Raw genomic sequence first — 12,696 nt, 5'->3', positions numbered from 1 at the left:
GTAAATTCCTAGATTTATAGAAAGCCTTTTCAAGTATGTTGTTACGCTCTCTCTACATTTTCGTTTTGATCCCTTCCTGTGATATGATTATTTAATAGCAGTGAAAGGTTGGATGAAATTATGGCAGCAAAAAAATATTATGTTGTATGGAATGGTAGAAAAACAGGGATTTTCTCAACTTGGGCGGAATGTGAAAAGCAAATAAAAGGTTTTAAAGGTGCTTCTTTTAAATCTTTTCCAACTTTGGAGGAAGCAGAAAAAGCCTTTAAACAAGGTGGGAATATATCAAAATCAGCATCCAAAAGTACTTCCACTCAAAAACAATCTATTCAAACATTGGCGCCGATTGAGGAAAATAGCATTTCTGTTGATGCAGCTTGTAGTGGTAATCCTGGAATGATGGAATATCGAGGCGTTGATACGAAAACAGGAGAAGTAATTTTCCATTATGGTCCAGTATTCGGTACGAATAATATTGGCGAATTTTTAGGAATTGTACATGCATTAAGTCTTTTGCAAAAACAAGGCAAGAACACCACCATATACAGTGATAGTATGACGGCGTTAGCTTGGGTACGTAATAAAAAGGCAAATACAACATTAGTAAGAGATAAGCGTACAGAAGAATTGTGGCAATTAATTGAACGTGCCGAAAAATGGCTGAAGGAAAATAACTATTCAAATAAAATTCTAAAATGGGATACGAATAAGTATGGTGAAATCAAAGCAGACTTCGGTCGTAAGTAAGGCTGTTGTTAATAGATATAATAGATGATGGGAAGAACTTGGTGGTTTTCCAAGTTCTTTTTCTATTCTTCGTTAAATTAAAGTTTAAATAATATTATTTATGGTGAGATATTCTATTTAATTTACTAATTATTCACATTGGTCTGATAGTATTATAGAATAGATAGAGAAAGTAGCTAGTTTATAAAGTTACTTCCCGTTTGACGGGGATAAATGTTAATTTACATAGGAGTGAATTTTTTTGACAAAGAAGGTATATTTTAATCATGATGCCGGAATTGATGATCTAGTTTCTCTGTTTCTTCTATTACAAATGGATGAAGTAGACTTAATTGGTGTATCAGTTATTCCAGCAGATGGCTATTTAGAACCAGGTATCAGTGCAAGTAGAAAGATTATAGATCGATTCGGTCACGGACCAGTAGAAGTTGCCAGGTCTAATTCTCGCGGAGTTAATCCATTTCCGAAAGAATGGAGAATGCACACGTTTTATGTAGATGCCTTGCCGATTTTAAATGAAAGCGGTGAAGTAATTACCCCTGAAAGTGAACTTCCAGCACATGAACATTTAATTAAAACAGTAAGGGAAAATCCAGATAAAACAACACTCTTATTTACTGGACCGCTGACAGATTTAGCAAGAGCAATTGAAATTGCTCCAGATATTCAAGAAAAAATTGAAAAATTAGTCTGGATGGGCGGAACATTCTTAGAGGTTGGTAATGTACAGGAACCTGAACATGACGGGACTGCTGAATGGAATGCTTTTTGGGATCCTTGGGCAGTAGCAGCTGTTTGGGCTAGTGATTTACAGATCGAAATGGTGGCGTTAGAAAGTACAAATCAAGTTCCACTAACCATTTCTGTCCGCAATCATTGGGCTTCATTAAGAAAATTTACTGGAGTTGATTTTGTTGGTCAATGCTATGCTGCATGTCCCCCTCTTGTTCATGTAGAAACGAACTCTACCTATTATCTTTGGGATGTACTAACAACAGCAACAATTGGAAAAAAAGAGCTAGTTAAAATGAAAGAAGTTAAATCAATTGCTATAACAGAAGCGCCGTCCCAAGGGAGAACTTTAATAAGTGACACTGGCCGTCCTGTTTCTGTTGTATATGATGTAAAGAGAGATGACTTTTTCGCGTACATTACAGACTTAGCAAAATTGGCGAAAAATAATTTATAAAAAAATATCAGTTCCTATTTTTTTAAATAGGAACTGATATTTCAAAGCAGTCTTCTCAAAATTCAACCAACGTTTCCATTATCTTATCCTCGATCTCTTTTCCCTTATCTTCATCCGTTAGATGGTTTAATAAAATGGAAAAAATATATTTATTACCTGATTTGCTTTCCATGTAGCCAGATAATGAACTTACAGAGGTAAGAGTCCCCGTTTTAGCGAGTATTTTTCCTTTAGTATTCTCAGAATTCAATCGATGGCGCAGTGTTCCGCCAATCATTTTTTCTTCGTGACCTGATACAGGTAATGATTGACAAAATGTGGAGAACCATGGTTGTGCTTGTACTTCATATAAAAACAAACTTAAGTCGGTTGCTGAAATAAAATCTATTGGTGATATACCTGATCCATCACGGATAAGCATCTTAGTTGGATCAAGATGAAAAGCCGCTAATTCTTCTTCTAGAGCCTCGATCCCTTTTGCAAAGCTTCCTTCCCCTTTTTTGACTACTCCCAATTCCTTGATTAATGTCTCAGCAATTGTATTATTACTTAATTTCAGTAAAGGAAGTAGTAATTCCCGGAGAGGAATAGAAGAATGAGTAGTAAGGATAGAAGCGATTTGTGGTGTTCTTCCTTTTTTGACAACCCCTTTCCATTGTATTCCTTCTTTCTTTAATGCCTGTTGAAACACATCTAATGTATAGCTTGTAGGATCATCAACAGATACCCACTCTTTTTTTAAGGGAGTGTCAATTGGCAGGTTTCCTGTTATTGTTACTACTTTACTGTTATGTTCTCTGTTAACTTTTAAACTTGCAGCAGATTCTTTATCTGCTGTAATAGCATTATTGACAATTTTAATTTCGCTTGTTCTTGGCAAAGTATTGATTATTACTGGTTCATTTTTTTTCTTACCAGGTTTTATTTCAAGCAATACAGTCCCTGCGTCATATTCTTTATCTGGTGATAGTGTTAAAGCGGAAATTTTGGCCCCATAATAGGCAGCTTCATCACTCCATGCCAAATCACTTGAAAAAGGGATGTTGTCATACCAGGAGTCATCGCCTATTATGTCTCCATCTATATAACTAATCCCTTTTCTTTTAATTTCTTTTGAGAGTTTTTCTAAATCAGAAGCTAAAAGGCTTGTATCCCCATTCCCTTTTATGTATAAGTTTCCTTTTAAATGACCATCTTCTACTCTTCCATCTCCATAAATTTCCGTAATAAATTGATAGTCTTCTCCTAAAATGTTCAATGCTGCTGCTGAAGTTAGTAACTTCATATTAGAAGCAGGCGTTAGTCGCAAATCAGCCATATGTTCAAAAATAATTTTTCCTGTTTCTTGTTCGCGAATACTGATTCCTGCTAAACTTCCTTTTAGTTCTGGTTCTATATTTAACAGTGATTCAAGTGCCGTGGCTAATGTTGCTTTTTTATGGTCTTCTGCTGCGAATACTTTCGGTGAAAATGTGTTAGGTGTGCTTCCAGACAAGAATATAGAGAATAACATTACTACTACTATTCCCTTTTTCCATAAAGTCATCTTCTCACTCCTTATATTTCTCCTTGATAAAAGTGCATTGAGTTGCTAAATGTATATTATCTCCAGGAATTGCAGAATTATCCGCATAATTAATTAAAACTGACAACCTGGACAATAAAAACACTTTTTAGAAGATACCTTTATAAATACTATTTTGTGCTGACACCTTGGACATATTTCTCCTTCTCTATCATATACTTTGCAAAGCTCATCATATCCTCCGGTTTTTTTATCTCCTGCATAAAGGGGATGCTCCATATAGCCACCCATATTAGTAGCCGCTCTTAATATTTGCAGAATAGAATTATAGAGCTTTTTTTGCTCCATTTCTTTTAAATCCTCTAATTTTCGAGTTGGTAAGATTTGCGCATCAAAACAAATTTCATCGGAGTAACAATTGCCAATACCTGAGATAAAATGTTGATCAACTAATTTAAGCTTTATTGTCCCCTTCCTAGAGTTAATCATGTTTTGAAAGCTGTTTTCAGTAAAAAGAGGTTCAAAAGGATCTGGACCTAAGTCGTTCAGCCTTTCTTTACATTCTTCAAGAGTTAGTAAATGTAGATAACCTAATCGGAGTCCAATAAAATATAAGTGTCTTTCTCCGAATGTTAGTTGGATTTGAATGGTTCTATTTGGTTTTTCTTTTTCGGTTCCAAAAAACATCCATCCACCTAACATTAAATGCAATAGCAGAACCTTTTGATTGGATAAGTAAAAGAGTAGATGTTTCGCACGCCTTTCCACGCGAAGAATAGTAGTATTCACTAATTGATTCTCAAAGGATTGTTTCGTAATATTAATGGACTTTTCTCGGTTAACGGCTATCGAGGTAATGGTTTGGGTGGTAATCAATTTATTCAATAAGATTTTATAGTTTTCCATTTCTGGCAATTCTGGCATTTATTCATTCTCTCCTTTTTATTTCCTCCCTTATTTTTGCCAAGATCATAAAAACTATTTATGTCACTACTAAGAGCAATATATAAAATTTTAATCTCTTTTATAGTTGAAAATCTTTCTTATATTCACGAAATGAAGATGACTGGTTGTATCAGTCTCTATAAATCCTTATTTTCCTTAATAAAAATAATTATCTTCTTTATGAACTAAACATCCAGACCAACTCATGGATTAATTGTTTATTTTCCTCTCACCAATTACTCACCAGTGACCCTTATTCCTTTTTGAAGTATCATAGCTTTGCTTGTTAAACTAGTTCTTCGTCCCAACTAGTCCAACATGTTTCTACAAGTCGGAGGCGGACAGTTTAGTTGATGGATCAATGACCCTCGTACACCTTACAACTACCTACTGATAAAATAGACTCTATTAAAAAAGGTCAACCAGCAAAAACTGGTTAACCTTATAAAGCGAACACACCGGTTAGTATAAGCGTAATACGTATATCCATTGTGATATTAAATGCTAAATTAGGTAGCAACTTAGCTTATTTCTAGCTATTTTATTAATTTTTGGTTTGTCTCATACCAATTCAATGATTTTCGTTCAATTTCCTTAACAAGATAATTCTTTCCATTTATGTATGATTCAATATCATAGGGGAATTGTTGAGCCAATTCTTCTTTTCTGTCAGCATATTTCTCTATTTCGTCTGTATGTAAGACTAAATAATCACGAAAAGCCAAGTGTCTTTTTATTTCATAACTTCCAGTTTGATAAATGTGAACGTGATGAGTGCGATTTTCCCCACCTTTTTGAAAATATCTCCGTTTAGGTATACCGTTTTCTCCTTTCGGCTCATAGCCAATTTCTTGCATAAAAATTTTATATTTATCAACGGTGTTAATATCTCTAACGACAGGCATTATGTCTATTATTGGTTTTGCCTTTAACCCTGGAACAGAGGTACTGCCTATGTGATGTATATCTACAATTTCATTTCCGAAAATTGTTTGTAATTTTGCCGCTTCCTCTTTAAACATTTGCTTCCATTTCTCATCATATGACAATACTTCTACCTTACGCAAGTTACTCCCCCAATCAACAATAATTTTCATTTTATCACACTTTTAATTATTAAAATTATTGAAAACAGTTTGTTGTAGCTTTCAAATATTGTTGGCTCAAAAACTATTTACAAATTCACTTTTTAAGTTAAATTAAATGAACTTGTTTTGAAAAAAGATTTCAAAACGAATTGATTCTTTATGAAACACTTATAATTTTTATAAAAATGTTCAATTATTTAATTGTTCTTTTTTATAATACGCAACACTTTTTACTGCATATTCAATTGCTGTACCAAGGAAAATTAAAGATAATAAAAATCTATCCAACGATTCAAGCCGCTTGACGATATTCCTAGAAAAATTAGCCAGAAAGCAGCTGCTGACCAAAAGAAAAAACGAAACATTGGGTGAAGAAATAATTTTGTAATGGACCTAGACATACTATTAACACCTCCCACTAGAAAACTCTCAATTAACAGACTCGATTGTTAAACTGTTACAATCCGTATCGTCAGTGTAATGGAATCAAACGTTAATAAAGCTACTTTTGTGATATAAAAAGGAAATGTCCTTCCTATAAGTAGTATACGGAATAATAACATATAAGGTTTCAAATATCTCTAATATTTAATGCTATAGGTACTTTGTGGATATATTTAGTTAGAGTATCCTGCCATTATTTTAATAAGAAAAAAGCCTTTTCTCTAATTACAAAGCCCCCTTAATTGAAGAAGAATTAACTTAGAAGCTTGTTAAAAATACTTTCCCCTTTCTTTCTTTGGAAGATTCAACAACGTCAATAGCCGTTTTTATATCCAGAAAGTCGTGCATAGAATCTACCTTCTTAAAATGTAATTTTCTCTGATCCAATAGTCTTATCAAGTGACTAAAGGTCTCGTGCCATTTTTTTGTAGGGACATTCTTATTCCAATTACGCAAATGAAACATATTAGCATTCACTTTAGCTTTATTTACAATTTCTGCCCAGTTTACTTGTATTCCAGATAAAAGCCCTATGCTTAAAAAATTCCCATTAGGATGTACACAAAAAGCCAAATCGTTTCCAGATGAACCTCCAACACAGTCAATGGCAGCATCCGCACCAATTCCATTTGTTAACTCCATAATTGTACTATAAAGTGGAACTTTAGAAGTATTAATAACATATGATGCACCAAGTTGTAGTAGGTCTTCTGTATGTTTATTATTTCTAGTCACAGCAATTAATCGAAAACCTAATATCTTGGATAATTGGGCAAAAATATGCCCAATAGAAGACCCACAAGCATTAACCAGCAAAACATCATTGGAATTTAGTTTTAAAATTTCCGTACAAGTCACCCACGCTGTAATGGGATTTATATACATTTGTGATGCGGTAAAATGATCAATGGAATCAGGTATTGGAACTGCAAATTCTGCAGACGTCCTTACAAGTTCTTGCCAAGTACCTTCCCCTCGTAATGGTAAAACACGTTTCCCAATATAATTTTTGGAAACTAAAGGACCTACTTCTTCTACAATCCCAATTCCCTCATAACCGGGAATATTAGGCAAAGAAATTCGATGTGAATATGCTCCTCTAATTGGAATTAAGTCAGAAGGATTTATAGGTCGCGCTAGCATCCGTACAAGGATTTCATTATCTTTTAATGGTTGTATGCTTTTATATTCAACTTTTAACACTTTTTTAGGACTGCCGAATTCGTAGAATTTAATACATTTCGTATTCAAAATTATTAAAGCTCCTTAAAATAATTTAGATTTCTTTATTATACCAGCTTAAACTAACCTCCGTTTGTGATACAAGAAGGCTTTTTTCATCTATTACAGTGTCCGTAAGTGATTTAAGCATAATTTTTAATATAATTTTGGAAATCCATCCTTTATTTCATAAAAACAAGACTACATAACAGCAGTCTTGTTATATTACAGCCAGTTTAATTTTATGTCATCTCTTATAAAACTAAGTTCCCTTTAGCGAATAAGAAAAGGCAGCCAAATTGGAGCTGGATTTTAACTATTCCACACTAGTGAAAGAAGGAGTTCTATGTCTATAGCTGTTTTTTAGACCCTTCAAATGGAGCTGTTTTTTCACATAGTAGGTTCAACCTGCCAAAAGGACGGCCGTAAGAAAAATGATTTGAAGAACCGTTCGGGGAATCAGCTTAGGTACAGGTCTCCCCCCTATCGTTAATTTGTCTCTGGCCGCCCGGAAGTTTGCGGGGAACATTGCCAATAGCAGCACCGCTAATCCTAAAGATGCTACTTTGGATGTGGCCGGAAACAAAATCCCGATTGCTCCGGCTATTTCAAGCAGTCCTGTAGCCATCACAATCCAATCCGGTCTGGGAAAAACAGGCGGTACCATACGGATTAAATCCGGACGCTTTGTCCCCCAATGAGCAGATGCGGTAACTAGCAGCATGACGGCAACTGCCCCTTGAAGCGAGGCATGCCATCCTTCGAAATAGAGTACTCCAATCAAGCCCATAGCCTTGAACAGCAGAAAAGCTGCGACAAGTACATAAAATGGTATCATGTAAATCCCCCTTAGAATCCTTTAGTTATTATAAGATATAAAGTAACGAGTGCATTAGCGTTGTAATAAAACCGCAGACGGCTATAAGTAAGAAGCATCCTGATATGCCTTAGAGAGAATGCCGTTTTCGGTGCATTCCTCACGGAATGAATCATTTTAAGCTGCTGAAGAATAAGAATTCAGCCCAAATTATCCCTGTTAAAACTAATAAATAAGAGCGACAATATAAGTCAGTTAACCCTGGCAATGGCTTTCCTGAGCGTGCAGCCATTATACTCCCCGAGCCACTAAGGAGTGGAAGAGCTAGAACCGTAAATATATAATTGGTCAGCAGTACGTTTTTGACTGCGCTATGAGTTTCAACTGTATTCTTCGTCAAATTCTCCCTAATTTCCAACAGGCAGCCATAATTATATTTCCAACCATCAATACGACTCCCGTTAGTGCACCGTTAACCATAAGCTCATCTTGATTATCCCTTCACGCCCTTTATGGGGATTTTAAGATATCGATAATAAACGATGAGAAATCTGCGGCGCTAAAAACAGAGGAAACAGATGGTATCGTGGACCGGACACGAAGCCCAATTGTCAGAAGAACGAACATTTCAGCTGTTTTGCCTGCATCAACTGATTCCAAAATAACGCCATGCCTTTGACCTGTCTCAATCCACTGTCTAGATAAGAATACAGAACGTTCATAATACCTCTTGAGCGCTTCTGAAATAACCGGCTTCTCTTCCTTTCCAAACAAATACATCAGCAGTTTGTTCGTTACATCCGCATCTGCATAGGCCAAAATACTCTCAAATATTTTTTGATATGGCTCGTCAAATGATCGGCTTCCTTGCTCCACCACGTTCATAAAAAGTTCATTCGTTTCTTCTAACCGCTCTTGTAGCACCCACACAAAAAGTTCGTCTTTGCTCTTCACATAATGGAAAATGGCCCCCTTCGACAAGCCTGATCTGTCCATGATGTCCTTCATCGTAATCGAATCGCAGCCTTTTTCCCGTATCAGCTCTTTAGTCTTCTCAAGCAGAAGTCTTGTTGTTTGCAGTCTTCGCTCATCTTGCTTCAAAATCAACCCTCCGTAATGTAAAATTAATATTTCGAATATATCGAATATAACATACCGACCATCGGTTTGTAAATTGTTTTTAGAATCTTCTAGTAATAGCTTTGCGCAGCCTGTAACAATTTCCATCTGAATATAAATAAAACTATATATTCAGATTGTATTTATATTGTTAGAAAATTGGTATAAGGTCATCTGGATTTACCCAGTTAACAATGTCGGAATTTATCATCCATTCAACTTGTTTATCTCCCCAATAGGAGTTTTTCTCTGCTCAAATCGCTCCCGGTCTTAAAATGATTAAGTCGAGTCCCTTCTCTTTATAGTTATTTAGAATTCTTTCAGATGGGGCTTTAGTCTTAATGTATACTTCCGGATGACTTTCTTTAATTGGTGAATTTTCATCAAAAGATCCCACTATTGGCTCGCCGTAAACGGATAAAGTTGATATAGGTACAAATCTCTTTATACCTGCTTCTATTGCTACACTCGCTAAATTTTCCAACCAATTACATTTGAATTCATCGCTTTCTCTAAATCCTCGCCTAAATAAGCCGCACAATGAATAATAATATCAATATCTTCAGCTGCTTCTAATAATGAAACTCGATTCCTATATTAAAAGCCCAATTTCTCAGGTGAAATTGGGCTTTTTTCGTTACTTCAGGAAAGGGCTCGATTGAGTAAGATTATTACTGTAGGCTTGATATGAGAATTACTTATTTAAGAATTTGCTATTCGTTTAAATTAGAAAGATACTGCCTCCTTAATCCAAAGTAAAATAGGATCTGCAACAAAATATACATTCCTACCACTAATAATGCCTGCATCATCGTATAATTGATTTTTGAGTAGTTGGTATTAATTAATGCAATATAATACATTGCCATAGTGATACCAAACAGGGTTGGCACAAAAAATATAAGTTTCAACTGTTTGGTCAAATGCTTTTTCATCTCACGGTTGGTGATTCCGATTTTTCTCAGAATAGTGATTTGCAACTTTTCTTCGGCTATATCTGTTACAATTTTATAAAGTAGCACAATACTTGAAGAAATTAGAAGTAATGAGCCTAAAAAGGCCATCGAGAAATAAAAAACGCCATTTACTTCTTTATCTCTTTCTACTTTTTCCATTTTAGAGAAAGGTCGATATGCTTCCAGCATGGTCTTTTCATTTATCGGTCCGCCTAAAAAAGATTTGTTCTTCCATATTTCTTCATCAGCATGATTTACTTTTCGTAATGCATCGAGTATTCCAGAGAAAACTTTGTAGTTATCACCGTTAGAAAGATTTATTAAATGATACTTGGAAGGATCGCTATAATCGCTTTTTCTTTTGATCATTTCATAGTCTTTATCATTTACTACATAAGCGTGATATGTTGAATAGGCATTGGTATATTCTAAATTTGTCAATTGAGCTTTTTCATTCAATATATGTTCTTTAGGGACAATAAATAGATCCGAAGCAGGAACACGATGAAAGAAGTCTGAAGAATCCATCGTAATATTTGTATCATTAAATTGTTTACCTGGGCTTTGAATACTTTTTCTATTCATTAAAAACATTATATCTTCAGTAGGTTTTGTTTGAACCTCTCCACCATCAAGAAAAACATCTAACATGTATCCTCTTTGTATGTCTTTGTTTGTCCCCATATGCTTGTTGTAATTGCTTTCACTAATAATCACACTGTTAGAATACGTGCGTTCACCCGTCTGCACTTTATGATCCTTCATTTTGTATATCGGTAATGAAAGATAGTTTAAGACAGTATAATCCTTAATCTCTCCTCCATTATCTTCGATTACTTTCCGTATCTCTTCCTGCGAAATATGATTATATTTATCGTTTTCGACGAACATAAAGTCATATGGTCTTTCCAAATCATTAAATGTAACCGTATTTTTATGAATCGTATAACCGGTTCCAATCAAAAAAATGCCGATAGACACCATCAGAGTAACGACATAAAGAATCGTCCGGTATGATAAAAAACGGTGCTCCAGATTGGAAAGAACCAACAAATTATTATTGTAACTGCTTGGGTATTTACGGATGACCGAACGAAGTGTACTGATCAGCGTACCGATAATAAAGAATGGTCCAACTAATGTCGCTATGGCACAAAATGTAAAAATCACTTTCTTTCCATCAAAGATGTCACCTGTGTATATTTTCGGCAAGAGATATAATGCTATAGCAAAAACAATAATGGATATAAAACCTATAATAGGATTGGAAGCAGTAGCTATCTCTTTTTTCGAGCTCGATTGAATAACTTCAATAATTGAAAGTTTCGTCAAATATCTCTCTGTAAAAAATGTACTGATAATAAAAATAGGTAAGAAGACAGTGATTGTAAGAAAAAAAGTATTAAAGCTGATGCTATATTCAATATTTACTAACACTTTACTTAGTATTAAATAAAACATCCTAGAAAAAAGCAAACCAGCTGCAATTCCTGTTGACAATGAGATAGAAATAATAATAATATTTTCTCGGCGAATCATTTTTTTGAGATCTCGTGTCGTCATTCCCAATGTCAAGTATACCCCGAACTCTTTTCCTCTGAATTTCACAAAAAAGGTTTGTGTATATGAAATAAAGATAATACAAAACAGCACAAGAGCAACAAATGTAAAATTAAGAATGTTTTTTATATTAACAGGGATACTATCGTTAAAATACAAAGTCCCATACATAAATAAAACGGCTACAATAAAGCTGTTTACTAGGTAAAAAGAAATATAACGGGTTAAATTGTATTTTAAATTTTTATAAACGATGGAAGAGAAATTCATTCATTTCCTCCCCCAATCATACTTTCTGCTTCTAAAATTCGATCGAAAAATTCCTTTCTGTCTCCATTCGATGCAATTTCCATCTTAATAGCTCCATCTTTTATAAAAATGATTCTTTTGCAAAAAGATGCGGCGAAGGGGTCATGGCTAACCATCAAAACCGTGCTGTTTTTTTCCTCATTAATTTTTTTTAATGTGTTCATAATGTTTTTTGAAGACTTCGAATCGAGATTTCCCGTTGGTTCATCGGCGAATACTATCGCCGGATCATTAATTAGTGCTCTTGCCGCGGCAGCTCTTTGTTTTTGTCCCCCAGAAATATGATAAGGATATTTATTTTGGATATGTTCGATTTCAAAAAAGGCTACAAGCTCTTTAAGCTTTATGTTGATTTTATTGGGGTCAACTTTATCTAATATTAAAGGTAGAGCAATATTTTCAGAAATAGTAAGGCTATCAAGTAAGTTAAAGTCTTGAAATATATAGCCAACACTTTGTCTTCTAAATAAAGCCATTTCCTCCATTGATAATTCAGTTATATTTTTATCTTCTATAAAGACTTCTCCAGAAGTGGATTGATCAATTCCCGATAATAAATTTAACAGGGTAGTCTTTCCACTTCCGCTGGGTCCCATAATTCCAACAAAATCTCCACTATGCACACAAAGATTTATTCCATTTAAGGCAGTAACTTCTTTTGCTCCTTTAAATGAGTTATACACTTTTGATAGATCATTTACTTTTAAAACTTCCATAGTAAAATCCTCCAATAATTCAAAGATTGATTACCTAAAGAATATAGGGAGAAGCAGGAA

Annotated in this window: 11 protein-coding genes; 2 read left to right on the top strand and 9 right to left on the bottom strand. The window is 34.5% G+C overall.

Going from position 1 to position 12,696, the window contains the following annotated elements:
- Positions 1-120 precede the first annotated feature (120 nt).
- Together NSS71_RS06395 and NSS71_RS06390 are read left to right on the top strand one after the other, a co-directional pair.
- A complete protein-coding gene (locus tag NSS71_RS06395) occupies positions 121-747 on the top strand; it encodes a ribonuclease H1 domain-containing protein (RefSeq protein ID WP_047944630.1) in 627 nt (208 codons plus the stop codon).
- A 241-nt stretch (positions 748-988) separates the two neighbouring features.
- Positions 989-1,936 carry a nucleoside hydrolase gene (locus NSS71_RS06390; protein ID WP_047944631.1) on the top strand — a complete coding sequence of 316 codons (948 nt, stop codon included), beginning with the start codon at positions 989-991 and terminating at the stop codon, positions 1,934-1,936.
- Between the two features lie 55 nt (positions 1,937-1,991).
- On the opposite strand, the gene dacB is transcribed toward NSS71_RS06390, so the two are convergent.
- The 9 genes from dacB to NSS71_RS06345 all read right to left on the bottom strand — a co-directional run bounded on the left by dacB (position 1,992) and on the right by NSS71_RS06345 (position 12,636).
- Positions 1,992-3,482: a D-alanyl-D-alanine carboxypeptidase/D-alanyl-D-alanine endopeptidase gene (gene dacB, locus NSS71_RS06385; RefSeq protein WP_328282889.1), complete on the bottom strand. Its 1,491-nt coding sequence runs from the start codon at positions 3,480-3,482 to the stop codon at positions 1,992-1,994.
- A gap of 93 nt (positions 3,483-3,575) precedes the next feature.
- Entirely contained in the window at positions 3,576-4,385 is an 810-nt protein-coding gene (locus NSS71_RS06380) for an Fpg/Nei family DNA glycosylase (protein ID WP_047944633.1), read from the bottom strand.
- 557 nt (positions 4,386-4,942) lie between these two features.
- On the bottom strand, positions 4,943-5,473 hold the full coding sequence (locus NSS71_RS06375; RefSeq protein WP_341151368.1) for a GrpB family protein: 531 nt from the start codon (positions 5,471-5,473) through the stop codon (positions 4,943-4,945).
- Between the two features lie 723 nt (positions 5,474-6,196).
- Complete coding sequence (locus tag NSS71_RS06370) at positions 6,197-7,192, bottom strand: zinc-dependent alcohol dehydrogenase family protein (protein WP_369988345.1); 996 nt, start codon at positions 7,190-7,192, stop codon at positions 6,197-6,199.
- 370 nt (positions 7,193-7,562) lie between these two features.
- Positions 7,563-7,949, bottom strand: coding sequence for a DoxX family protein (locus NSS71_RS06365; RefSeq protein WP_341151963.1), 387 nt, complete (start codon positions 7,947-7,949; stop codon positions 7,563-7,565).
- 537 nt (positions 7,950-8,486) lie between these two features.
- On the bottom strand, positions 8,487-9,077 hold the full coding sequence (locus NSS71_RS06360; protein WP_061795907.1) for a TetR/AcrR family transcriptional regulator: 591 nt from the start codon (positions 9,075-9,077) through the stop codon (positions 8,487-8,489).
- Positions 9,078-9,348: 271 nt separating this feature from the next.
- The gene (locus NSS71_RS06355) at positions 9,349-9,579 is read right to left on the bottom strand and encodes an NAD-dependent epimerase/dehydratase family protein (protein ID WP_053215808.1); all 231 of its coding nucleotides are present in this window, start codon (positions 9,577-9,579) and stop codon (positions 9,349-9,351) included.
- 229 nt (positions 9,580-9,808) lie between these two features.
- Positions 9,809-11,881 carry an ABC transporter permease gene (locus tag NSS71_RS06350; protein WP_047943468.1) on the bottom strand — a complete coding sequence of 691 codons (2,073 nt, stop codon included), beginning with the start codon at positions 11,879-11,881 and terminating at the stop codon, positions 9,809-9,811.
- On the bottom strand, positions 11,878-12,636 hold the full coding sequence (locus NSS71_RS06345) for an ABC transporter ATP-binding protein (protein ID WP_047943467.1): 759 nt from the start codon (positions 12,634-12,636) through the stop codon (positions 11,878-11,880). Before NSS71_RS06345 ends, NSS71_RS06350 begins: the two co-directional genes overlap by 4 nt.
- Between the last annotated feature and the right edge of the window lie 60 nt (positions 12,637-12,696).

Origin of the sequence: Niallia sp. FSL W8-0951 (genome assembly GCF_038006525.1) — a bacterium.
In the GTDB taxonomy this organism is placed as follows: Bacteria; Bacillota; Bacilli; order Bacillales; family Cytobacillaceae; genus Niallia; species Niallia circulans.
This window is presented reverse-complemented; position numbering and strand designations above follow the sequence as displayed.

Bases quoted from the DNA above. Each gene is read 5' to 3' on its own strand.
- NSS71_RS06365 (WP_341151963.1), bottom strand. From the start codon at position 7,949: ATGGGCTTGATTGGAGTACTCTATTTCGAAGGATGGCATGCCTCGCTT.
- NSS71_RS06345 (WP_047943467.1), bottom strand. From the start codon at position 12,636: ATGGAAGTTTTAAAAGTAAATGATCTATCAAAAGTGTATAACTCATTT.
- NSS71_RS06380 (WP_047944633.1), bottom strand. From the start codon at position 4,385: ATGCCAGAATTGCCAGAAATGGAAAACTATAAAATCTTATTGAATAAA.
- NSS71_RS06350 (WP_047943468.1), bottom strand. From the start codon at position 11,881: ATGAATTTCTCTTCCATCGTTTATAAAAATTTAAAATACAATTTAACC.
- NSS71_RS06395 (WP_047944630.1), top strand. From the start codon at position 121: ATGGCAGCAAAAAAATATTATGTTGTATGGAATGGTAGAAAAACAGGG.
- dacB (WP_328282889.1), bottom strand. From the start codon at position 3,482: ATGACTTTATGGAAAAAGGGAATAGTAGTAGTAATGTTATTCTCTATA.